23 protein-coding genes and 1 pseudogene are annotated in these 25,053 nt (G+C 60.0%); 21 read left to right on the forward strand and 3 right to left on the reverse strand.

Going from position 1 to position 25,053, the window contains the following annotated elements; genetic code table 11:
• The first annotated feature begins 97 nt into the window (after positions 1-97).
• Genes ACZ9IM_RS15310 through ACZ9IM_RS15320 form a run of 3 tightly spaced genes read left to right on the forward strand, consistent with a single transcriptional unit; the run spans position 98 to position 3,805 of the window.
• The gene (locus ACZ9IM_RS15310) at positions 98-1,621 is read left to right on the forward strand and encodes an efflux transporter outer membrane subunit (protein ID WP_476224374.1); all 1,524 of its coding nucleotides are present in this window, start codon (positions 98-100) and stop codon (positions 1,619-1,621) included.
• A gap of 5 nt (positions 1,622-1,626) precedes the next feature.
• Positions 1,627-2,766: an HlyD family secretion protein gene (locus tag ACZ9IM_RS15315; RefSeq protein ID WP_476224375.1), complete on the forward strand. Its 1,140-nt coding sequence runs from the start codon at positions 1,627-1,629 to the stop codon at positions 2,764-2,766.
• Positions 2,756-3,805, forward strand: a complete 1,050-nt coding sequence (locus ACZ9IM_RS15320; protein ID WP_476224376.1) for a DUF2955 domain-containing protein — start codon at positions 2,756-2,758, stop codon at positions 3,803-3,805. Before ACZ9IM_RS15315 ends, ACZ9IM_RS15320 begins: the two co-directional genes overlap by 11 nt.
• On the opposite strand, the gene ACZ9IM_RS15325 is transcribed toward ACZ9IM_RS15320, so the two are convergent.
• A complete protein-coding gene (locus ACZ9IM_RS15325; RefSeq protein ID WP_427624592.1) occupies positions 3,795-4,100 on the reverse strand; it encodes a hypothetical protein in 306 nt (101 codons plus the stop codon). The two genes, ACZ9IM_RS15320 and ACZ9IM_RS15325, sit on opposite strands and share 11 nt — an antisense overlap.
• Positions 4,097-5,023 carry a helix-turn-helix domain-containing protein gene (locus ACZ9IM_RS15330; protein ID WP_476224377.1) on the reverse strand — a complete coding sequence of 309 codons (927 nt, stop codon included), beginning with the start codon at positions 5,021-5,023 and terminating at the stop codon, positions 4,097-4,099. The genes ACZ9IM_RS15325 and ACZ9IM_RS15330 overlap by 4 nt, the downstream gene beginning before the upstream one ends.
• A 163-nt stretch (positions 5,024-5,186) precedes the next feature.
• On the opposite strand from ACZ9IM_RS15330, the gene ACZ9IM_RS15335 reads away from it, so the two are divergent.
• From ACZ9IM_RS15335 to ACZ9IM_RS15400, 14 genes are all read left to right on the forward strand, one after another.
• Positions 5,187-6,545: a glutamine synthetase family protein gene (locus tag ACZ9IM_RS15335; RefSeq protein WP_007900282.1), complete on the forward strand. Its 1,359-nt coding sequence runs from the start codon at positions 5,187-5,189 to the stop codon at positions 6,543-6,545.
• Positions 6,546-6,700: 155 nt separating this feature from the next.
• Positions 6,701-7,789, forward strand: coding sequence for a polyamine ABC transporter substrate-binding protein (locus ACZ9IM_RS15340; protein WP_427624595.1), 1,089 nt, complete (start codon positions 6,701-6,703; stop codon positions 7,787-7,789).
• The gene (locus ACZ9IM_RS15345) at positions 7,786-9,087 is read left to right on the forward strand and encodes an NAD(P)/FAD-dependent oxidoreductase (protein WP_476224378.1); all 1,302 of its coding nucleotides are present in this window, start codon (positions 7,786-7,788) and stop codon (positions 9,085-9,087) included. The genes ACZ9IM_RS15340 and ACZ9IM_RS15345 overlap by 4 nt, the downstream gene beginning before the upstream one ends.
• A 287-nt stretch (positions 9,088-9,374) precedes the next feature.
• On the forward strand, positions 9,375-9,971 hold the full coding sequence (locus tag ACZ9IM_RS15350) for a paraquat-inducible protein A (RefSeq protein WP_476224379.1): 597 nt from the start codon (positions 9,375-9,377) through the stop codon (positions 9,969-9,971).
• Positions 9,968-10,636 carry a paraquat-inducible protein A gene (locus ACZ9IM_RS15355; RefSeq protein WP_476224380.1) on the forward strand — a complete coding sequence of 223 codons (669 nt, stop codon included), beginning with the start codon at positions 9,968-9,970 and terminating at the stop codon, positions 10,634-10,636. Before ACZ9IM_RS15350 ends, ACZ9IM_RS15355 begins: the two co-directional genes overlap by 4 nt.
• Positions 10,617-12,272 (forward strand): PqiB family protein, encoded by a 1,656-nt coding sequence (locus tag ACZ9IM_RS15360; protein ID WP_427624601.1) that lies wholly within the window; start codon positions 10,617-10,619, stop codon positions 12,270-12,272. The genes ACZ9IM_RS15355 and ACZ9IM_RS15360 overlap by 20 nt, the downstream gene beginning before the upstream one ends.
• Positions 12,273-12,289: 17 nt before the next feature.
• Complete coding sequence (locus tag ACZ9IM_RS15365; protein WP_427624603.1) at positions 12,290-12,844, forward strand: PqiC family protein; 555 nt, start codon at positions 12,290-12,292, stop codon at positions 12,842-12,844.
• A 65-nt stretch (positions 12,845-12,909) separates the two neighbouring features.
• Positions 12,910-14,154 (forward strand): MFS transporter, encoded by a 1,245-nt coding sequence (locus ACZ9IM_RS15370; RefSeq protein ID WP_476224381.1) that lies wholly within the window; start codon positions 12,910-12,912, stop codon positions 14,152-14,154.
• Positions 14,155-14,234: 80 nt separating this feature from the next.
• The gene (locus ACZ9IM_RS15375) at positions 14,235-14,750 is read left to right on the forward strand and encodes a sigma-70 family RNA polymerase sigma factor (RefSeq protein ID WP_008072357.1); all 516 of its coding nucleotides are present in this window, start codon (positions 14,235-14,237) and stop codon (positions 14,748-14,750) included.
• The gene (locus ACZ9IM_RS15380) at positions 14,751-15,728 is read left to right on the forward strand and encodes a FecR domain-containing protein (RefSeq protein ID WP_476224382.1); all 978 of its coding nucleotides are present in this window, start codon (positions 14,751-14,753) and stop codon (positions 15,726-15,728) included.
• A gap of 99 nt (positions 15,729-15,827) precedes the next feature.
• The gene (locus ACZ9IM_RS15385) at positions 15,828-18,260 is read left to right on the forward strand and encodes a TonB-dependent siderophore receptor (RefSeq protein WP_476224384.1); all 2,433 of its coding nucleotides are present in this window, start codon (positions 15,828-15,830) and stop codon (positions 18,258-18,260) included.
• A 63-nt stretch (positions 18,261-18,323) separates the two neighbouring features.
• Positions 18,324-19,508, forward strand: a complete 1,185-nt coding sequence (locus ACZ9IM_RS15390; protein WP_476224385.1) for an ABC transporter substrate-binding protein — start codon at positions 18,324-18,326, stop codon at positions 19,506-19,508.
• Positions 19,505-20,566 (forward strand): FecCD family ABC transporter permease, encoded by a 1,062-nt coding sequence (locus ACZ9IM_RS15395; RefSeq protein ID WP_008072361.1) that lies wholly within the window; start codon positions 19,505-19,507, stop codon positions 20,564-20,566. The genes ACZ9IM_RS15390 and ACZ9IM_RS15395 overlap by 4 nt, the downstream gene beginning before the upstream one ends.
• Positions 20,560-21,315: an ABC transporter ATP-binding protein gene (locus ACZ9IM_RS15400; protein WP_427624611.1), complete on the forward strand. Its 756-nt coding sequence runs from the start codon at positions 20,560-20,562 to the stop codon at positions 21,313-21,315. The genes ACZ9IM_RS15395 and ACZ9IM_RS15400 overlap by 7 nt, the downstream gene beginning before the upstream one ends.
• A 9-nt stretch (positions 21,316-21,324) precedes the next feature.
• Here ACZ9IM_RS15400 and ACZ9IM_RS15405 read toward each other — a convergent pair whose 3' ends face one another.
• Positions 21,325-22,263, reverse strand: a complete 939-nt coding sequence (locus tag ACZ9IM_RS15405) for a site-specific integrase (RefSeq protein ID WP_371317105.1) — start codon at positions 22,261-22,263, stop codon at positions 21,325-21,327.
• A gap of 238 nt (positions 22,264-22,501) precedes the next feature.
• On the opposite strand from ACZ9IM_RS15405, the pseudogene ACZ9IM_RS15410 reads away from it, so the two are divergent.
• The 4 genes and pseudogenes from ACZ9IM_RS15410 to ACZ9IM_RS15425 form a co-directional block, all read left to right on the forward strand.
• Positions 22,502-22,757, forward strand: a pseudogene (locus ACZ9IM_RS15410) (lipid IV(A) 4-amino-4-deoxy-L-arabinosyltransferase); the annotation flags it as partial.
• Positions 22,754-23,098 carry a 4-amino-4-deoxy-L-arabinose-phosphoundecaprenol flippase subunit ArnE gene (gene arnE, locus ACZ9IM_RS15415; protein ID WP_008072369.1) on the forward strand — a complete coding sequence of 115 codons (345 nt, stop codon included), beginning with the start codon at positions 22,754-22,756 and terminating at the stop codon, positions 23,096-23,098. The pseudogene ACZ9IM_RS15410 and the gene arnE, both read left to right, overlap by 4 nt.
• A complete protein-coding gene (gene arnF, locus ACZ9IM_RS15420) occupies positions 23,095-23,508 on the forward strand; it encodes a 4-amino-4-deoxy-L-arabinose-phosphoundecaprenol flippase subunit ArnF (protein WP_427624612.1) in 414 nt (137 codons plus the stop codon). Before arnE ends, arnF begins: the two co-directional genes overlap by 4 nt.
• Positions 23,505-24,884: a UDP-glucose dehydrogenase family protein gene (locus ACZ9IM_RS15425; protein ID WP_476224386.1), complete on the forward strand. Its 1,380-nt coding sequence runs from the start codon at positions 23,505-23,507 to the stop codon at positions 24,882-24,884. Before arnF ends, ACZ9IM_RS15425 begins: the two co-directional genes overlap by 4 nt.
• Positions 24,885-25,053 lie beyond the last annotated feature (169 nt).

Genomic DNA, 25,053 nt, shown 5'->3' on the forward strand with positions numbered 1-25,053 from the left:
CCGAGCTGTACTAACCTAAGCGAACCGGTAACCAACGCCATTTCAATACTAGGTATGTTCGGATGACGTTTTCCCAAGATCTACCATCAGTGCACCGATGCTGACGCGCTCGGGCCGGCTGCTTCTGCTGGTCGCCCTCGGCCTTGGCGGCTGTGTCCGTCTGGGACCGGATTTCCAGGCCCCAGGCGAGGCCTGGACAAAACTCTGGAGCAGCCCCGCGCTTGAGCAAGCCAGCCAACGAAGCCTGAATCCCGACATTCGCCAGTGGTGGCAGGTGTTCGCCGACCCGGTCCTCGACGCGCTGATCGCCGAATCGGATGCGCATAATTCCAACCTGAAAATTGCCGGCCTCCGCGTCATGGAAGCCCGTGCCCGGTTGGGCATTGCGCAAAGCGGGCGTTATCCGCAGCTGCAACAGGCCAGCGCCGACAGCTTGTACTTCAACCGCAAGCAATCCGGTGGCAGCAACCCGCAAGACAGCCACTTCTGGCAACACAGCGCGGGCTTTGATGTCGGCTGGGAACTGGACTTCTGGGGGCGTTTCAGTCGAGCCATCGAGTCCTCCGATGCCAGTTACTTCGCGGCCCAAGCCAACTATGAAGACGTTCTTGTACTGTTGCGTGCTCAGGTGGCCGATACCTACTTTTTGTTGCGCACCACCGAAGCGCGTTTGCGCGTCGCCCGAGAAAACGCCGAACAGCAAAAGCGCAACTTTGAGATCACCGAAAAACTGTTCAATAGTGGCCAGAGCGCCGAACTCGACTTGCAACAAGCCAAGACCCAATACCTGGGCACCTTGAGCAGCATTCCGGATTTTGAGGCGCAAGTAGTGCGCACCCGTAACGCGTTGGCTGTGCTGATCGGACAGCCACCCAGCACCCTGCCCCAATTGCTTGAAAACGAGGGACTGATCCCGCTGGTGGACCAAGCCGTGCTGCAAGACGTGCCGGCCAACCTGTTATTGCGTCGACCGGACGTGCGCGCCGCCGAGCTCAATGTCGCGGCCCAGTCGGCTCTGATCGGTGTCGCGCAAACCGACTTCTATCCGTCGCTGACCTTGCTGGGCAGCATCGTCTGGACCACCGATACGTTGAGCGGCACCTCCAACAGCCTGGACCTGATCGGCGGTCCCAGTTTGCGCTGGAACCTGTTTGACCACGGCCAGATCAGCAACAACGTGCGTATACAGGATGCGCGGTTGCAGCAGCTGATTGAGGTTTACCGCGACAAAGTCCGCCAGGCCGCACGGGAGGCCGATGATGCCGCCAGCAGCCTGATCAAATCACTGGAACGCGAGCGCATCCTGGGTGAAGCACAGGTCGCCGCCGCGCGTTCGTTGAGCCTGGCCAGCACCCAATACCGGGAAGGTTACTCGGACTTCCAGCGCGTGCTGGACGCTCAACGCGCATTGCTCGAACAGCAGGACAATTACCTGCTCAGCCGAAGTAATGCCGTGAGCAACCTGATCGCTCTGTACAAAGCCCTTGGCGGTGGGTGGTACAGCGCCCAGCCGACAGTCGATCAAAACACTCGCCAGCAAATGGAACAACGTACCGACTGGGGCAACCTGCTGAATGAGCCGGCCCCTTCGCAAGCCTCTTATCCCGAGCCAGAAGGTTAAAGCCGATGACTGAACCCTCGCCGCCCGTCACTGAGGCGCCCTCCCCCAAGGCATCCGAGCCTGCCGCCGATCCTGCAAAAAAGGGCATCAAATGGGTGATGCTGCTGATCGTCCTGAGTCTGGCCTGGTACTTGTTGGCTGACCGTTTCACGCCATATACGCAACAGGCTCGGGTGGGCGCTTTTGTCATTCCGGTGGCCTCCGAAGTGGCCGGCCGGGTGATCCGTGTAAATGTGCGCAACAATCAGGACGTCAAAGCGGGCGATGTGCTGTTTGAAGTGGATCAGCAGCCCTATCAAATAGCCGTCGACCGCGCACGTGCCGACCTGGAATCAACACGCCGACAAATCGGTGCCAGCACCGCCGGCATTGCTTCGGCTCAAGCCAATTTGCGCGCAGCCCAGGCCAATGAACTCAAGGCGCGGCAGGACAATCAGCGTCTTGAAGGTTTGTACCGCGAAGATCCCGGCACCATTTCCGTGCGCTTGCTTGAAGTCTCTCGGGCCAACCGTGAACAGGCTGTCAGCCAGGTCGCCGCAGCCCATGCCGAAGTCCAGCGAGCACGGGAACAGGAAGGCGGCAGCGAGGAAGACAACGCGCTGTTGCGTAGCGCCGCCACTGCGTTGTCAAAAGCCGAACTGGACTTGTCCAACACGCAGATTCGCGCACGGTCGGCTGGACTGATCACCGATCTGCGTACCGATGTCGGACAGTTCGCCACTGCCGGCAGCCCGGTCATGACCCTGATTGCCATCCACGATGTATGGATCAGCGCGGACATGACCGAAAACAACCTCGGCCTGGTCGAGGTCGACACCCCTGTTTCGATCGTTCTGGATGCCATGCCGGGGAAGGTTTTCGAGGGTCGTGTGCGCAGTGTCGGCTACGGTGTCAGCGTCGGTCAGAGCACTGCACCCGGCAGCCTTCCCAGTGTGCAGAACAGCCGCGACTGGCTGCGTCCGGCCCAGCGTTTCCCAGTGATTATCGAGTTCTCCGAGGACTCAAGGAAAACGCTGTTCGCCAGCCGCGCCATCCGTGCCGGTGGGCAGGCTGAAGTGATGGCATTCCCGACTCAAGACAACCCGTTGAACCTGCTCGGTCGTTTGTTCGTGGGGATCATGAGCTGGCTGAGCTATGCCTATTAAGGGCGTGCCTACCAAGCGCACGCCCCGGGTTCAGCGTGCGTTGCGTATGGGCACAGGCACCGCATTGTGCCTGGCGGCCAGCTTCGGCCTGGGCTTGCCGATCCCTTTTCTCGCGCCTGTGCTGGCCGTGTTGCTGTTGGCTTCCCTCAATCGGCCGCTGCCATTGAAGGCCGGATTGATTCTCGCTCTGGCTGCGATGTTAACCACCGGCGTCGGCCTGTTGTTGATTCCGATCCTGCGTTACTACCCGATTACCGGCGTGCTGCTGATTGGCGTCAGTATGTTCCTGGCTTTTGGTTTTGGTCTGCGCGGCGGCAACGCCTTGATCATGACCTTCATGATCATTGGCCTGACTATGATTTCTTCGGCCGGCGTTGCCGAGTTCGATCTGGCGACGATGGTCATCGGTGCCCTGGTCAAGGGTTTGATCCTCGCCGTTCTCGTCGTGGCGTTTAGTCACTGGCTGTTTCCCGACCCTGCCAATGCCCCCTCCCCACCCGCCGCCAGCGCTTTGCCGGCGCAAGATGTGGGCAGGGTTGCACTGCGTGCAACCCTCATTGTCATACCGGCATTCCTGTTGGCCCTGATCGACCCGGCGAGCTATCTGCCGATCATTTTGAAAGCGGTCAGTCTTGGCCAACAGAGTTCGACGACAACGACGCGCAACGCTGCTCATGAATTGCTCGGTTCGACCTTCATGGGTGGCCTGCTGGCTGTTGGGTTCTGGTGCGCGCTCAGCCTGTTTGTGCACTTGTGGATGTTCTTTCTGTGGATGCTCCTGTTCGGCTTGCTGTTGGCGCGCAAACTCTATGCCCTGAGCCCGACCCGACAAACCCCGGGGTTCTGGCTCAACAGTCTGGTCACGCTGATCATCCTGCTGGGTCAGTCGGTTCAGGACAGCCTCGCCGGGAAAGACGTCTATACCGCCTTCGCCGTGCGCATGGGATTGTTTATCGCCCTCACGCTCTATGCCTTGCTGATGGTCCATCTGCTTGATCGGCGGCAGCGCAGTCCAGGCGTCACCCAGCTCACGGAGTGACCTGATAACCCCGCCCTTGCAGGCAACCGTGATGCTGCTGTTTCACATCCCCCTCGACCTGCTCATAAAACTCGTCATGTTGACGTCCTGGTACCTGCGTAGCATCCACCGCAGCACCCTCCGAGGCTGGCAGGCTTGAGGTGCTCTGGTTGTCCGTGACGTTGCTGCAATCATTGATATCCAGCTGGACTTGTTGCGAGCTCTGCCCGTTCAAGGGCACGACCGTTTCGGCCTGAACCAGGGAATAGACCATCGACATGACGACACACAGGCAGAAAGACGATAACCGACTCATGATGATCTCCGACACGGTCCACTGTGTTTGCGGGCCAGTGTTTGGCTGGGAAGTTCCTGGAACAACGCTCGATAACTGCTGGAAAACCGCCCCAAATGCCAGAACGACCAATCCATCGCCACTTGCGCGACCGTCGTTTCCCCGGCCGTTCGCCTGAGCAATTCGCGGCGCGCGCTGTTGAGCCGACGCAAGCGCAACCAATGCGTGGGTGTCATCCCGGTATACGCCTTGAACGCATGCTGCAACTGACGCAGCGAAACCCCGGCCACCTGAGACAGCTCCAGCAAATTGAGGGTTTCTTCCGGTGTATCGGCAGCCCATTCGGCGACGCGTTTCATGATCGTTCGCTCCTCCGCCCGGCGCTGCAAACCTGCGCGATCCAGGCACACACAGGCGTTATCGAGGATGTACAAACAGTCCTCCAACAGTTGCTGGGTCAACGCCTCTTTGCTCGGCGGATCCAGCGTCTGCGTCAGCCGCGTCAACGTCCCGCTCAACCAGCGGCTGAACAGTGCGTTCTGACCTGAATTGAGCGGCGACATGAACAAGCCTTCGAGCCGCGCCACGTCCAGGCCATGGCGCTGAACGAATTCCGGACCGAACACCACGGCGATTTCCTGGTAGTTCTCCGGGGTGATCCAGATGTTGCGGCTTTCACCGTTCAGCACGTACAGCGAGTTGTCGCTGCGATCGAAACAGAACGCCAGCGAGCCTTGCGGGGCGCTGAAATTCTGCTCGACACGGGTGTTCATCTGTTCTTCGTAAATCTCTACGCCTTGCAAGTCCAGATAGCGCACCCGCCCGGCGAAATGCCCCGGGGACATTTGCTGATAGTGCTGCACCCAACCCGGTGTGGCGCGGATTTGCTCGGCCACGTCGGCGGTGTTGAACGCTTGAACCTGCAACGGATTGCACGCTGTCATGGGGTGCCTCGCGCACTCTTTTGGTGCGCTTTGTGCTGTTTAAAGTGGATAGATGGAACGGCAAGGCTCACCCAAGATAGTCGTCAACGCGCCACAGGGGAAGTGTTCGGTGGATGAAGCCGCGTCCCTCCCCGGCGTTAATCAAACCAATAATGAGGTTTTTATGAATGCCCCTTTCGATCAGCTGTTCACGTGGCTGAAAGATCACAAGATTACCGAGGTCGAGTGTGTGGTCAGCGACTTGACCGGCATCGCTCGCGGCAAGATTGCACCCACCAACAAATTCCTGCATGAGCGAGGCATGCGCCTGCCGGAAAGTGTGCTGCTGCAAACGGTAACCGGGGACTTTGTTGACGACGACATCTACTACGACCTGCTCGACCCGGCCGACATCGACATGGTCTGCAAGCCCGTCGCCGATGCGGTTTACGTCATTCCATGGGCCATCGAACCCACCGCCATCGTGATCCATGACACGTTCGACAAGTTCGGCAATCCCATCGAACTGTCGCCGCGCAACGTGCTGAAGAAAGTGCTGCAGCTCTACACCGACAAAGGCTGGAAGCCGATTGTCGCGCCAGAAATGGAGTTCTACCTGACCCAGCGCTGCGAAGACCCGGACTTGCCGCTCAAGGCGCCGCTGGGACGCTCCGGTCGTGCGGAAAGCGGTCGTCAGTCGTTTTCCATCGACGCCGCCAACGAATTCGATCCACTGTTTGAAGACGTTTATGACTGGTGTGAACTCCAGGGCCTGGACCTCGACACGCTGATCCACGAAGACGGCCCGGCGCAGATGGAAATCAATTTCCGTCACGGCGACGCGCTGGATCTGGCGGACCAGATCACCGTGTTCAAACGCACCCTGCGCGAAGCGGCACTCAAGCACAACGTCACCGCGACCTTCATGGCCAAACCGATCGGCGACGAGCCCGGCAGTGCCATGCACTTGCACCAGAGCGTGGTGGACATTGCCACCGGCCAGCCGATTTTCGCCGATGCCGACGGGCAGATGAGCGAACTGTTCCTGCACCACATCGGCGGCTTGCAAAAATACATTCCCAAAGTGCTGCCGATGTTTGCGCCCAACGTCAATTCGTTCCGCCGCTTCCTGCCCGACACCTCGGCGCCGGTCAACGTTGAATGGGGCGAAGAAAACCGCACCGTCGGCCTGCGCGTACCGACCTCTAGCCCTGACGCCATGCGCGTGGAAAACCGCTTGCCGGGCGCAGATGCCAACCCCTATCTGGCGATCGCCGCGAGCCTGTTGTGCGGGTATCTGGGCATGGTCGAAAAGGTCGAGCCGAGCGCCGCGGTGCAGGGCCGTGCCTACGAGCGACGCAATCTGCGCCTGCCGATCACCATCGAGGACGCACTGACACGCATGGAAGAGTGCGAAACCATCGAGCGTTATCTGGGCAGCAAATTCGTGCGCGGTTACGTCGCGGTCAAACGGGCCGAACACGAAAACTTCAAGCGCGTGATCAGCTCCTGGGAGCGCGAGTTTTTGCTACTCAGCGTCTAACCCCCCTGATGATCGTTCCCACGCTCCGCGTGGGAATGCCTCAAGGGACGCTCCGCGTTCCAATGGGACGCAGAGCGTCCCGGGCTGCATTCCCACGCAGAGCGTGGGAACGATCAAACGCCTGAAGAAATTCAATAACTAAAAGAGGTGTCGATATGCGTCTATTGAAATCCGTGGTTCCGGTCGCGCTGGCCTTGGCGTTCAGCGCCGGGGCGCAGGCTCAGCCGAGCGTCAGCGTCTACAACTGGACCGATTACATCGGTGAGACCACCCTCGCCGACTTCCAGGCAAAAACCGGGACCAAAGTGATCTACGACGTATTCGATTCCAACGAAACCCTGGAGGGCAAACTGCTCGCCGGCCGTACGGGTTATGACGTGGTGGTGCCCTCCAATCACTTCCTCGCACGCCAGGTGAAGGCCGGCGCGTTCCTCAAACTGGATCGCTCGCAACTGCCCAACTGGAAAAACCTCGACCCGAAACTGCTGGCCTTGCTGGAAAAAAATGATCCGGGTAATGAACATTCGGTGCCGTACCTGTGGGGCACCAACGGCATTGGCTACAACGTCGACAAGGTCAAGCAAGTGCTGGGCATCGATCGCATCGATTCCTGGGCGGTGTTTTTCGAGCCAGAGAACCTGAAGAAGCTCAGTCAGTGCGGCGTGTCGATGATGGATTCGGCCGATGAAGTGTTCCCGGCGGTCCTGAACTACATGGGCATGGACCCACGCAGCGAAAACCCCGAGGATTTTAAAAAGGCCGAAGCCAAACTGCTGACCATCCGGCCTTACATCACCTATTTCCATTCGTCCAAATACGTGTCGGACCTGGCCAATGGCGACATTTGCGTTGCGTTCGGCTATTCGGGCGATGTGTTCCAGGCGGCGAACCGAGCCAAGGAAGCGAAGAACGGCGTGAATATCGCCTACTCGATCCCCAAGGAAGGCAGTAACCTCTGGTTCGACCTGCTGGCGATTCCTGCCGACGCCAGCAACCCGAAAGAGGCTCACTCGTTCGTCAACAACCTGCTGGATCCGCAGGTAATCGCCAAGGTCAGCGCGTCGGTCGGTTACGCCAATCCAAACCCGGCGGCCAAGCAATACATGGACCCGGAGCTGGTCAATAATCCAGAGGTCTATCCTCCTCAGGAAGTGCTCGACAAACTCTACATCTCCACCACCCCGCCCCAGCCGATCATGCGTCTGATGACCCGCTCCTGGAGCAAAGTGAAGTCCAACCAATGAATCAGTACGACAACGAACACGCTCATTCCTATTACGCGGCATCGGCCAAGGGCATGACACCTTACCCCGCGCTGGGCTCGGATCTTGAGGCCGATGTCTGCGTGGTGGGCGGCGGCTTTACCGGGGTTAACACCGCGATCGAACTGGCGCAGCGCGGGCTCTCGGTGATTCTGCTGGAAGGCCGGCGGATCGGCTGGGGCGCCAGTGGGCGTAATGGCGGGCAGTTGATCCGCGGCATCGGCCATGACGTCAGCGGTTTCGCCCGATATGTCGGTCAGGACGGCGTGCGCTATTTGGAGCGTGCAGGCATCGAATCGGTGGAACTGGTGGGTAATCGCATCCGTGAGCATGGGATCGATTGCGACCTGCGCTGGGGCTTCTGCGAGCTGGCCAACACCCCGGCGCAGTTCGAGGCGTTCAAGGCTGAACTGCAAAACCTTGCCGAACTGGGTTACAGCCATGAAACCCGACTCGTCGGCCCCGGGCAGATCCGCCAGCAAGTGGTGGGCTCCGATGTTTATGCCGGCGGCCTGATCGACATGGGGTCGGGTCATTTGCATCCGCTGAATCTGGTGCTTGGCGAAGCGCGCGTTGCCAAATCCCTCGGGGTGCGAATATTCGAACAAAGCCCGGTGCTGGAGTTGATCCATGGCAGCACCGTTCAGGTTCGTTGCGCGGGCGGCACGGTGCGCGCCGGTAGTCTGGTGCTGGCCTGCAACGCGCACCTGGAAGAACTCGAACCACGCCTGACTGGCAAGGTTTTACCGGCAGGCAGTTACATCATCGCCACCGAGCCTTTGGCGCCTGAGGTTGCCACGCAATTGATCCCGCAGAACCTGGCGCTGTGCGACCAGAAAGTCGGCCTCGATTACTACCGGCTCTCGGCGGATCGACGCTTGTTGTTTGGCGGTGCCTGTCATTATTCCGGGCGCGATCCGGGGGATATCGGCGCTTATATGCGGCCAAAAATGCTCAAGGTCTTCCCACAGCTGGCGGACGTGCGCATCGACTATCAATGGGGCGGCATGATCGGCATCACCGCCAACCGCTTTCCCCAGGCCGGACGCTTGAGCCAGTACCCGAACGTGTTCTACGCCCAGGGTTACTCCGGTCATGGCCTGAACGTGACCCACTGGTGCGCACGATTGCTGGCCGAAGCGATTCATGCCGGGCATAGCCAGGGGCTGGACGTTTTCAGCGCCGTGCCGCACATGACCTTCCCCGGTGGAAAAGCCCTGCGCTCACCGCTGCTGGCCCTCGGCATGTTCTGGTATCGCCTGCGCGAATTGCTCGGCTGAAGGGGGTGCCATCGTGGGTACTGGTTTACTCGCGAGGGCGACATGTCAGCCACTTATTGGTTGAATGTCGGGCCGTCTTCGCGAGCAAGCCCGCTCCCACAATTGACCGAGTTCTCTCAGAGGAATGCGGTCGAATGTGGGAGCGGGCTTGCTCGCGAAGAACGATGACGCGGTCGATCAGACTTTATGTCCCCGTCCTCTTGATCAGTCTTTTATTTGCTCAATCGCAAGTCACTTCTATATTGAGGGAGTGCTCTGACTTTCCTGCCTCCTGGCGAGTGCGGCCTATGGCTACGACTGACCAACTGATCATCTGCGAGCACTGCGACTGCGTGTATGAAAAAGTCACGCTCGCCAAACATCAGAAAGCCCTGTGTACCTGCTGCGGCGGCGTGCTGCAGCGTTATAACGGACTGTCGGTGGAGCAGCGTCTGGCTTTGGCCTTCACGGCAACGGTGCTGTGGATTTTCGCCAACTTCTATCCCGTCATGAGCATCAGCCTCAAGGGCCTGAAAAACAGTGCGACGCTATGGGATTCGGTATTGGCGTTGAGCCAGGGACCGATCACCTTTATTGCGCTGGTGGCGGCGATATCCATCATCATCGCGCCGCTTTTTCAACTGGTGTTGCTGATCTGGGTCCTGAGCTTCGCCCTCGTGCATCGGCGCTCGCCAGGCTTCAAGCTGTGCATGCGCTGGCTGGAAACCCTCAGGCCCTGGAGCATGCTCGAGGTTTGCCTGCTGGGGGCAATGGTGGCGGTGTTCAAACTGGCAGGTTTGCTCGATGTAATACCCGGCCTTGGCCTGTTTGCCCTGGCTGTCCTCAGCCTGCTACTGATCCGCATCGCCGGGCGCGATGTCCGTGAATTGTGGGACACCCTATGAACAGGCCACCGCTCGCCAGCGAACTCAACCTGTGCCTGTGCCATAGCTGCGGTCTGGCCTGCGACATAACGGATAACCCTCACGAATGCCCACGCTGCGGCGCGCCCCTGCATGCTCGAAAAACCAATTCATTGACCCGCACATGGGCCTACTTGCTGACCTCACTGGTGTTCTATGTCCCGGCCAATCTGCTGCCGGTGATGAACACCAGTCTGTTCGGCAACGGCTCCGACAGCACCATCATGAGCGGTGTGCTGGAGTTCTGGGCACACGGTGCGTGGGACATTGCCCTGATTATTTTCATCGCCAGCATCGCGGTGCCAGGCATCAAGTTCGTTGCCCTCTCCCTGCTGCTGATCACTGTGCAACGCGGCAGCCTTTGGGCGCGCAAGGAGCGCTCGAAGCTTTACCGTTTCGTCGAGCTGATCGGCTACTGGTCGATGCTCGATGTGATTGTTGTCGCACTGGTCGCCGCACTGGTGAAATTCCAGGCCCTGGGCGATATTCAACCGCGCCTGGGTATTCTGTTTTTTGGTCTGGTGGTGGTATTCACCATGCTGTCTGCCATGAGTTTCGATCCGCGGCTGATCTGGGATGAAAAGCGGGATAACGAGCGGCATAACCCACCCAACGAGGAGGTCATGGATGAAGTCGCAAGCCACTGATGGGCCGCAAGACCCCGGCCAGGCCAGTATCAAGACCCGTCGCTTCAGCGTTTCGCTGGTGTGGATTGTGCCGATCGTTGCGGTGCTGGTGGGGATCTCCCTGGTGATACACAGCATGATGCAGGAAGGCCCGACCATCACCGTCACGTTCAAGACCGGTAGCGGTCTTACGGCCAACAAGACCGAGGTCAAATACCGCAACGTGGTCATCGGCCATGTCTCTGAAGTGAAGCTGAGCAACGATCAGAAAAGCGTTAACGCCACGATCAAACTCGACAAACAGGCTGAAAACTTCACCCGCGAAGATTCGCAATTCTGGGTCGTGCGACCGCGCATTGGTGCCGGCGGCGTCTCGGGCATCGATACCCTGCTGTCAGGCGATTACATCGGCGCCGACATCGGCGAGGCCAATGCCCGTTCCAAACACTTCATTGGTCTGGAAAACCCGCCGCCCATTACCTATGGCGAGCCGGGCAAGCGCTTCATGCTGCACACCCAGGACCTGGGCTCGCTGGACATCGGCTCCCCCGTCTATTACCGCAAGATTCCAGTCGGGCAAGTGGTGGCGTATGCGCTGAATGCCGACGGCAAAGGGGTGAACATCGAAATTTTCGTGCATTCGCCCAATGACGTCTTCGTCACGCAGAACACCCGGTTCTGGAACGCCAGTGGTATCGATGTGAGCGTGGGTGCCAATGGTTTTGCGGTGAATACCGAATCCCTGTCTTCGTTGTTGGTGGGCGGCATCGCGTTTCGCGCGCCGGAATACAGCCCCAATGATCAGCCGGCCAGCGAGAATAAAGCCTTCGACCTGTTCGAAGACCAACAAACCGCCCTCGCGCCCCCCTTTGGCAAGGGGCAGTTCCTGAGTTTGCGCTTCGATCAGGCCTTGCGCGGGCTGAAGATCGACGCGCCGGTGGAGTTCCTCGGCATCGAATTTGGCAGAGTCGTCTCGGTCAATCTGGATTTCGACGCGAAAAAGCGCAGCTTCCCGGTCAATGTCGGCATCGTGATCTACCCGCAACGCCTCGGTCAGGCTCATACCAAAATGCTCGAGGCCTTGAAGCATGACCCTAATGACGAAGCCGCTGGTGTGCGGCTGATGGGCAGCTTCATCGAAAACGGCCTGCGAGCCCAGGCCCGTAGCGGCAACCTGTTGACCGGTCAGCTCTACATCGCGCTCGACTTCTACCCCGACGCAGAGAAAGTCGTGTTCGATCCAACCGCCCGCCCCGTCACCATCCCCACCATTCCTGGCAGCCTCGAGCAGTTGCAGGAAAAACTGGAAAACATGGTCAACAAGATCAACCAGCTACCGATCGACCGCATTGCCGGCAATCTCGACAGCAACCTCGTCGAACTGCGCAAGGGCCTCGTACAGTTCAACGCCAGGACCCTGCCCGGCGTGCAGACCACCTTGGGGGACGTCAGCAAGGCCTTGCAATCGGCCAGCTCGACCTTGGCCGAGGATTCGCCGCAACGGGAGCAGTTGACCCAGACCCTGGACGAACTCGGGCGCATGTCACGCTCCTTGCGTGAACTCTCGGATTACCTGGGCCGGCATCCGGAATCACTGATTCGCGGTCGTCCCGACAACGCCGCACCGATGGATATGAAGGCGCCACCGCGCAACTGACCACAGGAGCAATACCCATGGCTTTCCCGCTGAAGATCTCGCTGGTCACTGCGCTGTTGCTGCTCACCGCTTGCCGCAGCGATCCGATTCAGTTCCATACCCTGACCCCGACCCAACTGAGCGGCGCAAGCGGCGGCGCGGAGATTCAGATCGAAGGCATCACGGTGCCGCCCCAGGTCGATCGGCCGCAGATTGTCATTCGCCAAGGTAACAGTGGCCTGGCGATCCTCGAAACCGAATGGTGGGCGGCGAGTCTGGTGGATGAATTGCGCAGCGCCCTGGTCGATCAACTGGTCACCAACAATCTGCAACGCAGAGTGTCGTTGCGACTGGACGTGCAGCGCTTCGATTCGATCCCCGGCCAATACGCGTTGATCGACGTCAAATGGCGCCTGCGCAATCTCGGCCCCGGCGATGCTGCGCTGATCACCTGTCGCAGCACGTTGCAGACCCCCGCTGGCCCGAGCATTGATGAGCTGGTGGTCGCCCATCAGAACAATGTGAAGCGGTTAGCTGCCGCCATCAGTCAGGCTGCAATCGGATCTTCACGGGGCTGTCCGTCGGTCAAGTAGCAAGTGCGCGGTTTTCCCTCGGTGGCAAAGCACGTAGGATGCCGCCCAACCACCGAGGCTGACCGATGTCCCATACAGGTACCCTTCAGGGTTCAAGCGTAAGAATCCTGATTTATCTTCTGTTCGCGATCCAGCTCATCTCCATGGGCGCGATGGAAATGAGCGGGCCGTTCTGGCCCGTCCATCTGCGTGGGCTGACGTCGTCGGAGTCGGTGTTCAGCTTCGCCAGTATCGCCGTCTACGTCGGGCCGATGCTGGGGATTATTCTGACCAGCGCATTCTGGGGCCGTATCGGCGACCGGTATGGCCACAAGTTGATGATGATCCGCGCCCTGGCCGGTTTGTCATTGACCCAGCTTGGGCTGGCCCTCTGCAGCGATATCTGGGTGATCCTGCTCCTGCGCTTCTTGCAGGGCGCGTTCGCCGGGTACATCGCCCCGGCCCAGGCCTACGGCGTCAGCATTGAAGCGCCTTCACGCCGGGCGCGGCTGTTTGCAATCCTGCAAATATCCACCAACGTCGGTTCATTGCTCGGTGCCGTGGTCGGCGGGCTGATCCTCGATTACGCGACCTTCTTCTGGATCAACATCATTGCCTCGGCCCTCTGTGCGATTTGCACCGTGGTGGCGGCCGTGACCTTGCCGGATGTGCCGCCGGTGAAGAAAGCATCGGTGGTGGATGCCACTGCACCGGTCAAGCGTTCACGTAGTGTGTGGCAAGGCTCGCCGCTGCTGTCGTTGCTGGGCGTGATGGGAATTTTGTTGCTGGCGCGAATGCTGCCCCAGACTTCGTTCTCGCTGTATGTCAGCTCGGTGTTCGAGGTCCGCAATTCGGTGGTCGGCCTGTGCTATGGCTTACTGGCCTTGGGTTTCATCATCTCGGCGGCGCCGTGGTCGCGCTACTTCGAGCACCGTAGCCAGCAGGACACCCTGCACCGCATCACCTGCATTGTTATCGGTTGCATCGGCCTGACCGCCGTGGCCGGCATCACCCGCAACCCGGCGGTGTTTGTCATTGCCTACTTCGTGTGGGGAGTGCTGCTGGGGGCGACGACGCCGGTGCTGATGGCACTGATCTCGAAAACCGCCGACAGCTCACAGCAGGGTTACGTGCTGGGGATTGCCCAAAGTACCGCGCAATTCGCCTCCATCGCGGGTATCTCGGCCGGTGGTTTGCTCAGCCAGGTCTATGGTTTGCAATACACCTACCTGTTTGTTTGCCTGGCCTACGTAGTCGCGCTGATTCCGATTGTCGCCTTGCGCTATTGGCCAGTGGTGATGCAACCGAGCCAGGTCCCTCCCGGCGATTGATCCTGAAGGCGCCTCTTGCGCCGCAGGGTCACAGTCAACTAGCATTGGGAATACTTCTCAATCGCTAAAAATTATCATCCATGAGCGATACCCTGCCCGCGACTCACAACAATCACCTGCGCATGATCGAGGCCCTGTACAGCGGCCATCATGGCTGGCTGTATGCCACGCTGCGCAAAAAACTGGGCAACGCCATGGATGCGGCCGATCTTGCACAGGACACCTTTACTCGCATACTCGCTTCCCGGGTCGCGGTCATTGAGCAGCCTCGGGCTTACCTGAGCTGTGTGGCCAAGGGCATTCTGGTCAATTGGTATCAGCGCAAGGCGCTCGAACGCGCCTACCTGGATGCCTTGGCGTTGCTGCCCGCGCCCGAAGCGCCCTCCCCCGAACTGCGCTTCATGGTGCTGGAAACCCTGCACGAAATCGACGCGATGCTCGATTCCCTGCCGCCGCTGGTGAAGCGTACATTCTTGCTATCGCAGATTGGCGGGCTGAAATACGAGGACATCGCCGCGCAACTGGGCGTCTCGCTGATTACCGTCAAGCGCTACATGAAGCAGGCTTTCGTGCAATGCCTGATGCTGGTGGAATGAATGTCGACTCGCCACAGTGACGCGCAAATCGATCCGCGAATTCTCGAAGAAGCCGCCGAATGGCTGATGCGCCTGAGCGAAAGCGACTTCAACGAAACCCAGCGTGCCGAGTGGGAATGCTGGCGTGTCAGCAGCCCCGAGCGTCATCGCGCCTGGGCTCGTGCGCAATTGCTGCAAAGCAAGCTCGGCGGGCTGCCGCCGTCACTGGCGATGTCGGCGCTGGATCGCCCAAGCAATCCTGAGCGACGCACCGCACTGGCAAAACTGGCGACTATCCTCGCGGTACTGCCCACCGGCTGGGGCAGTTGGAAACTGCTGGAATCGCAACAATGGACGGCCGACTATCGGACTGCCGTGGGCCAACGTCGTGAAATGACCCTGGCCGACGGTTCGCACATCACCTTGAATACCGACACCGCCATCGATGTGCTGTTCGACGCTAACCAGCGACTGATCAACTTGCGCGAAGGTGAAATTCTGGTGCAGACCGTGCCGGATGTATTGCCCCAGGCCAGACCTTTTCTGGTCAGCACCCGTCAGGGGCGCATGCAGGCCTTGGGCACACGGTTTACCGTTCGCCAATGGCAGACCCGCACCCACCTTGCCGTGCTGGACGGCGCGGTCAGAGTCGAGTTGCCCCGTGACAGTCACGTCGCCCCATTGATCGTCAATGCCGGGCAACGCACCGATTTTTCCGCGCAAGCCTTTGGCCGGTTGAACCCGGTGGACAGCGCCGTCAGCGCCTGGGCTCAAGGCATGTTGATGGCTGACAACGTACGTCTGGCCGACTTCCTCGCCGAACTGGCGCGCTATCGCAAAGGCTTCGTACGCTGCGACCCGGCCATTGCCGATCTGCGCATTTCCGGCGCCTTCCCCATCAGCGACACACAACGCACCTTGAACATGCTCGTGCAGACGTACCCAGTAATCGCCACCGGGCATTTAAGCGGCTATTGGGTCACGCTTTCTCCCGCCTGAGCTCGCAAAAAAATATTGCGGTGCAGGTGATACTTTTTTTGATCTCGACTGGCTAGGGAAGGAAGAACTTCTCAACCTCGTCGAAAGGGTCATCACTCCATGTTCGTTGCACGCCCTCAGTGTTCGGATCGCTCGTTGAAACTGGCTGTCCGTAGCGCGTTGCTAAGCCTTGCCCTGACCGCTGCCGTCAGCCCGACTGCCTCGGCCGCCGCGCCGGTACAGCTGGATGCCGCAGCTACCCGCGCCTACAACATCGCGCCGGGGCCATTGGGTGCAACGTTGTCGAGATTTGCCGTGGACGCCGGCATTGCCCTGTCATTTCAGCCCTCGATGACCGAAGGCCTGACCAGCCCGGGCCTGTCGGGCACATACTCGACGCAGGAAGCGCTCAGCCGATTGCTGGCCGGCAGCGGGCTGGAAATCGTCTCGCGCAATGACGGCAGCTATACCCTGGCACCGCGTCCGGCCGACAGTGCAGGCGGGTTGACCCTTGACGAAACCACGGTCAACGGCATCGACGCTCGCACCAATAGCCTGCCGCCAGCTTATCCAGGCGGTCAGGTCGCCCGCGGTGGGCGCCTCGGCATGCTGGGCAACAAAGATGTAATGGACGCGCCCTTCAGCGTCAGCAACTACACCTCGGCACTGATGAAGGATCAGCAGGCGGTCACCGTGGCCGATGTGCTGGAGCGCGACTCCTCGGTGCGCTCCACGGGCCAGACCGGTGGTATCGTCGATTCCTTCTTCATCCGCGGCTTCCCGGTGGGTGAAGGCAACCTCGGTGAGTTGGCGTTCGACGGCGTGTACGGCGTGGCCCCCAACTATCGGGTGTTCACCGAGTACGCCGAACGCATCGAAGTGATCAAAGGCCCTGGCGCCCTGCTCTACGGCATGTCACCCAACAGCGGCGTCGGTGGCGTGATCAACGTGATGCCCAAGCGCTCTCTCGATGAAGACCTGACCCGGTTCACCGCCAGTTACGCCATGAACTCGCAGATCGGCGGGCACATCGACGTCAGTCGGCGCTTCGGTGAGGAACGCCAGTTCGGCGTGCGCATCAACGGCAGCACCCAGCAAGGCGACACCGCCATCGACGATCAATCCCGTGACGTCGATATCGGTTCGATCTCGCTGGATTATCAGGGTGACCGCCTGCGCACCACCCTGGACCTGATCAGCCAGAAGGAACAATTCGACGCCGCGTCACGACCGTTCCTCGTTGCTTCCGGCGTGGAGATTCCGTCCGCAGCCAATGGCCGTACTAACGTCAGCCAGGACTGGGGTTGGTCTGAAACCCGTGATAAATCCGCCTTGCTCGGCGCCGAGTACGACCTCAACGACGCCCTGACCGTGTTCGCCCACGCTGGCGGCGGCAAGTCGGATGTCGCGCGAATGTCCGACCAGACCCCGACCATCCTCAACAGCGCTGGCGATACGCGCTCGGTCCCCGGCTATTACAAATTCGAAGTTGAGCGTTACACCGTCGATGCCGGTGCCCGCGTGCGCTTCGACACGGGCCCGATCAGCCACAGTACCACCGTGCAAGTCACCCGTTACCGCGACGAGTTGTCCAGGGGCATCAACTCCGGCCCGGCGGTTCTGTCGAACATGTATCACCCGGTCGACCGTCCGAAACCATCGATTGCCAGCCCCGATGCGCTGAAAGTCTCCGAGACCGAGCTGTCCGGCGTGGCCCTGGCCGACACCCTGTCGATGATGGACGAACGTTTGCAGGTCACCCTCGGCCTGCGCAAGCAGAATATCCAGTCCGATAACTACAACACCGCCGGCGTGGTCACCACCTCGTACGATGAAAGCGAAACCACGCCGCTGTTCGGGGTGGTGGTCAAACCCTGGGATCACGTTTCGTTCTACTACAACTACATCGAAGGCTTGAGCAAAGGCGACATTGCGCCTGCCACGGCCTCGAACTCGGGCGAAATCTTCGCGCCTTACATCTCCCGCCAACAGGAAGTCGGGGTCAAGGTCGATTACGGCACCTTCACTTCTACACTCGCCCTGTTCCAGATCAAGAAGCCCAGCGGCGAACTGGCCAACGGCGTGTTCTCGGTGCAAGGCGAGCAACGCAACCGTGGCGTCGAGTTGAACGTGTTCGGTGAAATCGCCCAAGGCACGCGCCTGCTCGGTGGCGTGACCCTGCTCGACGCCGAACTGACCAAAACCGGCACCGCCGCCAATCGCGGCAATAAACCGGTGGGTGTGCCCGAGGTTCAGGCCAACCTCTGGGCCGAATGGGACACCCCGTGGGTCGAGGGTTTGACGCTGACCAGCGGCGCGATCTACACCGGCAGCCAATACGTGAACCAGGCCAACACCCAGGAACTCGACCCATGGACTCGCTTCGATGTTGGCGCGCGTTACGCCACCCGCATCGCGGAACGCCCGACCACGTTCCGGGCGACGGTGCAGAACGTGTTCGATCGTGAGTACTGGTCCGGTGTCGCGTCTTACGGCGCTTTCTCCCAAGGTTCACCGCGCACCCTGCAACTGTCGGCCACCGTCGATTTCTGAAAACGTCCAGCCCGAGCAGTGGCCTGAGCCGCTGCTCGGGCTGGCCCTGTAAAGGCTTCAACCATGGCATCTGTTCATCGACGCAGCCACGCCTTCGTTGCCCTGCTATTGGCAGGACTGCTGGGCGTGGCTTTGATTTTTTCACTGGCACCGCGCAACGCGGTCGCCGCTGTTCTGGACCCTGCAGCAGTCACAGTGACCGACTTGCTGGGCCGCAAGGTCAAGGTTCACCTGCCGGTCAGACGAGTGATTCTCGGCGAAGGTCGACAGCTGTACCTGGTCGCCGCGCTGGATACGCAGAATCCGATCGAACGCATCGTCGGTTGGCGCAAAGACTTGATCCAGTCCGATCCGGACACCTACGGCGCCTACCTGCGCAAATTCCCCGACATCGCGAAGATCCCCACCTTCGGCGGCTTTGAAGACGGCACGTTCGACATCGAGCAAGCGATCTCGCAGCAGCCCGACGTGATCATCCTCAACATCGAAGCCCAACATGCCACTGAAGACGCTCGCTACATCGAAAAGCTCGACGCCTTGGGCATTCCGGTGGTCTATGTCGATTTTCGCAACAACCCGATGGACAACACCGAACCGACCATGCGCCTGTTCGGCAAACTGTTCGGCAAGGAAGCGCGCGCCGAGGCGTTCATCGATTTTCGCAACCAGCAGATCCGCCGCGTCACCGACGTCATCAAGGCCAGTCAAGCGCCGCACCCGAACGTGTTCATCGAGCGTATCGGCGGTTACACCGACGACTGTTGCCTGAGTTTCGGCAATGAGAACTTCGGTCGTTTCGTCGAGATGGCCGGCGGCAACAACATCGCCAAAGACATCATTCCGGGCACCTTCGGCCAGTTGAACCCTGAGCAGGTGATCGTCGCCAACCCGGATCACGTGGTCGTGACCAGTGCCAACTGGGAAGCCTTCGCGCCCAGTGGGCGTTGGGTCGGCGTCGGCCCGGGCGCCGACCTCACAGAGGCCCGACGCAAACTGGCCTGGTACACCCAGCGCCCGGCATATGCCGGGATCAAGGCTCAGGACACTCAGGCGTTTCATGCGATCTGGCACCAGTTCTACAACAGCCCTTACCAATTCGTGGCCATCCAGCAACTCGCCAAATGGTTTCACCCGACACTGTTTGCCGACCTCGATCCCGACGCCTCATTTCGCGAACTGCATGAACGATTCCTGCCGGTACCGTACGAGTCGGGTTACTTCGTCAGCCTGAAGGAGAGCCGCCAATGAGTTCTCTGGGTGAAGTACAGATCGTCCAGCGCGATACCTACCGCCAATTGGTGCTGCGCAAACGGCTGATCCTCGCGGCGTTGGTGGTGTTGCTGGTGTGCAGCGTGTTGCTGGATCTGGCCCTGGGCCCCGCCAGTTACAGCTTGAGCGAAGTGCTCAATGCGCTGTTTTCACCGGACACCGCATCGGCGCAAGTGCGGGTGGTGATGTGGGAAATCCGTCTGCCGGTGGCGCTGATGGCGGTGGCGGTCGGCGCGGCGTTGTCGCTGGCCGGCGCGCAGATGCAGACCATCCTCAACAACCCCCTCGCCAGTCCTTTCACCTTGGGCATTTCCGCCGCCGCCAGTTTCGGCGCGGCCATGGGCCTGGCCTTCGGCGTGGCGCTGTTCCCGTTGGCGGCGCAGTACATGGTGCCGGTGAATGCCTTCATCATGGCGATGCTTTCCGCACTGCTGATCCATTTCCTGAGCATGCGCCGTGGCGTGACGGCGGAAACCATCGTGCTGCTCGGCATTGCGCTGGTGTTCACCTTTAATGCGCTGCTGGCGCTGGTGCAATTCTTCGCCACCGAACAAGCGGTCGCGGCGGTGGTGTTCTGGACCATGGGCAGCCTGACCAAAGCCACCTGGCCAAAACTCGGGGTGATCTGCCTGGTAATCCTGATCACCCTGCCGATTTTCGCCAAACGCGCCTGGGCTTTGACCGCCCTGCGCCTGGGCGATGACAAGGCCGCGAGTTTTGGGATCAACGTGCGCAGCCTGCGCTTTCAGACGTTGATCATGGTCAGCCTGCTCGCCTCGTTTCCGGTGGCGTTTGTTGGCACCATCGGCTTTATCGGGCTGGTCGGGCCGCACATCGCACGGATGCTGATCGGCGAAGATCAACGGTTCTTTTTACCCGCCTCGCTGTTGACCGGCTCGCTGATCCTGTCCGCCAGTTCGGTCGTCAGTAAAACCCTGATCCCGGGCGCGATATTTCCCATTGGCGTGGTCACCTCGCTGATCGGCGTGCCGTTCTTCATATCTCTGATTCTCAGCGGGAAGAAAAACTCATGGTGAAGATCCAGCTTGAGAACCTTGGCGCCCGCTACGGCCAGCGCGAGATCATTTGCGGCGTGACCACCGCGACCTTCACCGGTGGCCAGGTGGTCGCCGTGGTCGGGCCGAACGCGGCGGGCAAGTCGACCCTGTTCAAGCGCATGGCCGGGCTGATCGACGGGCCAGGACAAGTCATTCTGCAAGACTCGAAAAAAGGCTCACGAGGCATCAGCTACATGCCTCAAGGCCTGAATGCCAGCGCCCGTCTGACGGTTTACGAGTCGGTGCTGCTGGCGCGCAAACAACTGACCCCAGGCTGGGTCGTGCACGACGACGAGTTGAGACGGGTGGACGATATCCTCGGCGCACTGGGGATCACCGAGCTGTCTTTTCGTAACCTCGGCGAACTCAGCGGCGGCCAGCAACAGCTGGTTTCGATTGCACAAACCCTGGTGCGCGAGCCGGAAATCCTGCTGATGGACGAACCGACCAGCGCCCTCGACATGCATCGGCAGGTGCAAGTGCTGAACTTCATGCGGGCACTGGCGCGCAAACGCGAGGTGATTGTGTTCATCGCGATCCACGACCTGAATCAGGCCCTGCGCTTTGCCGATCAGGTGCTGGTCATCGCCAACGGCACCAGCCACGGCAGCGGGCCCAGCGATGAAGTGATCACTGAGCAGATGCTGCGCGAGGTCTACAAGGTCAAAGCACGGATCGAGAAATGCAGCCGTGCCCAAAGCCACATTCTGATCGACGATATCGTCTGAAACCCGCCGTCAAAGGTCGAAGCGATCCACTGCCCGACGGCGTTCATTGTCGTCGCGCACATCATAGTTGGCCGTGGTCTGGATGTTGCTGTGGTGGGCCAGTTTCTGCGCGATCGACAGGTCGTGCTCTTCAATCACTCGGGTGATGAACGACCGCCTAAAATCGTGCGGCATGATTTTCACCCCGACTTGCGCACCGCGTTGCCGGGCAATGTAGTAGATCGCATGCTTGGTGATGCGCTCGCGGGTAATGTGGCTGCCACGGCGGATGCGGTTGAACAGGAACGGATCATCCGTCTCGCCCTCCTTTAACTGCGAACGCCGCAACTCCAGCCACGCATCCAGTTTGGCGAAGGCCCAGGCTGGCGCGTACTTGATCAACTGTTTGTTGCCCTTGGCGGTGACGCACAGGCTGCGCTCGGTGAAATCCACCTGGGCCAGGTCCAGATTCACCGATTCCGATTTGCGCATCCCGGAACCGTACAGAATCCCGATGATTGCCGCATCCCGCAGCCCTTGTGGCCGAGGATCGGCGGCGCAGACCTCCATCAAGTCGCGAATCAAGGTGCGCTTGAGGTTGCGCCCCTGGGACAGTCGCGTGCCGGCAATACCTTTGACCGAACGCATTTTCAGCAGATGCTCCTGACTGATCAGGCTCATGCGCCACGCTTCGTTCATCACCCCGCGCACCGCATTAACGTAGAGCGACGAGGTATTGGGCGCGTAGCCGTCTTCGCGCAAGGTCGCCACCAGTGCAACGACATCCTCGGGTTGCAGTTGATGCCAGGGAATCTCTTCGATGTTCATGTCTTCGAAGTCCAGACGGTCGGCGGCGTCCTGCAATACATAACGCATGGTCAACTGGCTGGACGGTGCCAGACGTGCCAGGTACAGGGTTAACGGGTTGGCTTTGGAAATGCTGGATTCTGTAGCAGGTAAGTCAATCAATGAAACGGCCTTGAAATGAATAAAGTTCAACAAAACAACTGAACAATGAAATTTACTTGAGATAAAAACGAGGGACTTCTGTCGGGCTATTACCTGCATTCGACCAGCCCGAGGGGCCGTCACGCTGCCGGTCATGGCCGGAAAAGTCAATTGATGGCTTCTTGGCTTATCACCAATGCCAAACGTCTGCTTGACTGGATACCAACGGTTGCGATGAGCGAGACCAATTGTGCTAGCCGGCACCGCTTCAGCCCTGGCCTGGCGCCTGAAACGCCCCGACGTGGCGTTATACAACACGATAGGCGAATTGAAATATGGCCTCGCCTATTCTGATTCAGTGAAGCAGCGAGTCGACTCGGACAAGGTGCAAATCGTGGATGCGCGAAGCCCGCCAGAGTGGCGAGCTACAAGAAATCGAACGACTGCCCAAGGATGGCAAACGTTATGAACAAGGCAACCTGGTGATTCTGATCTTTCCTCAGGGGGCGTCATGAGCCTGCTGCTCGTATTGGCTGCCTGCCTGCTGACCTGCCTGGGCCAAATCGCCCAGAAGTACGCCGTGGAAAGTTGGCGCGGCAAGACGTCGGGCTGGGGCGAGAAACTACGCTCGCCGTGGCTGTGGCTGGCGCTCGCCTCTCTGGGATTGGGCTTGCTGGTCTGGCTGCTGGTGTTGCAACGCCTCGAAGTCGGCGTCGCCTATCCCATGCTCAGCCTGAATTTTGTGTTGATCACCCTGGTCGCCCGCTTCGTCTTTCACGAAACCATCGACCGCCGTCACTGGCTGGGCGTGGCGCTGGTAATCGCTGGCGTGGCGCTGCTGGGGCAACACGCATGAGCCTGCGTCGCGGACTCGCCTTCGCTCTGGGCAGCGTGCTGCTGGGCAGCGTCGCACAGTTGGGCATGCGCTGGAGCATGACCCGTTTGCCCCATCCCGAACAATTGGTACCCGCCCTGAGCAACGGCAGCGTCGATGTGTTCGCCGTGGCCGTCGTGCTGGCCGCCATCCTTGCCTATGCCGTGTCGATGTTCACCTGGCTCGCCGCCCTGCGGGATTTGCCCCTGGGGCGGGCGTATTCACTGCTGAGCATCAGCTACGCGCTGGTGTACGTGCTGGCCGCCAGCCTGCCGCTGTTCAACGAATCCTTCAGCCTTTCGAAAACCCTCGGGGTGGCGTTGGTCATCCTCGGTGTCATCACCATCAACTCTCGACCTGCTCACGCGCCCACAATCAGGAGAGCTCCATGAAAATCAGCGTATTTGGTAGCGGTTATGTCGGCCTGGTGCAAGCTGCCGTCCTGGCTGAAGTCGGCCACGACGTGGTGTGCATGGACACTGACGAGAAAAAAGTCGCGCTGCTGCAACAAGGCCACGTCAGCATCTTCGAACCGGGGCTGGCCAGTCTGGTGCGCGAAAGCCTGGAAGCCAAACGTTTGCAGTTCACCACCGACGAAAAATTCGCGGTGCAACATGGCCAGGTGCTGTTCATCGCCGTCGGCACGCCATCCCGGGACGATGGTTCGGCGGACCTGCGCTATGTGCTGTCGGTGGGTGAAGCGGTGGCGCGTCACCGTGAACAACCGGTGATTCTGGTGGAGAAATCCACGGTGCCGGTGGGTACGGGCGATACGCTGCACGCGCATATCGAAAAGTGCCTGCTCAAGGTCGGTCGACTGCTGCAGTTCGATATCGTCTCCAACCCCGAGTTTCTCAAGGAAGGGTCGGCCGTGGCCGATTGCCGGCGCCCGGACCGCATCATCATCGGCTGTGAACGCGATGACGTGCGCGATGTGATGCGCGATCTCTACGCCCCATTCAATCGCAACCATGACCGCATCATGTTCATGGACCTGCGCAGCGCCGAGCTGACCAAATACGCCGCCAACTGCATGCTGGCGACCAAGATCAGTTTCATCAACCAGATCGCCGAACTGGCCGAACACCTGGGCGCCGACATCGAATCGGTGCGGCTGGGCATCGGCGCCGATTCACGCATCGGTTATCACTTCATCTATCCCGGCTGCGGTTACGGTGGCTCGTGTTTTCCCAAGGACATGCGCGCGCTGATTCACAGTGCCGAAGCGGCCCATTGCTCCAGCGACCTGCTGCAAGCAGTGGAAGCCATCAACCAGCGGCAGAAACACAAACTGTTCGAACGCATCAACGCCTTCTACAAGGGCGACTTGCGCGGCAGAACCTTCGCCGTGTGGGGCCTGGCCTTCAAGCCCAACACCGACGACATGCGCGATGCGCCGAGCCGGGTACTGCTGGAGTCGCTGTGGGCTGCCGGGGCCTATGTGCGGGCGTTCGACCCGGAGGCCATGCAGGAAACCCAACACCTTTACCCTGACGAATCGAAGCTGATGCTCATGGGTACGCCAGAATCGGTGCTCGCGGGTGCCGACGCACTGATCATCTGCACCGAATGGCAGCAGTTCAAGGCACCCGACTTCGATCTGATCCAGCAACGGCTTAACGCTCCGGTGATCTTCGACGGCCGCAACCTGTACGACGCCGAACGCCTGGCCCGCAGTGGCTTCCTGTACTTCCCGATGGGCCGTGGCGAATCACGCAACCTGCCGATTCCCCATCAGCAATGGCCAGCGGCCTCGGTCGTGGCGTGACGCGCCCATCTTCCAGCCCCCCTTTGTAGGAGCTGCCGAAGGCTGCGATTTTCTGACGGCTTTGAAGTTGCTGAAGATCAAGATCAAAGGATCGCAGCCTGCGGCAGCTCCTACATGAACTCGGTGTACGCAATCTTGTCCTTGGGGCTGGCCGCTAGTTGCTGTTAAC

It is taken from the genome of Pseudomonas sp. TE12508, assembly GCF_056279485.1.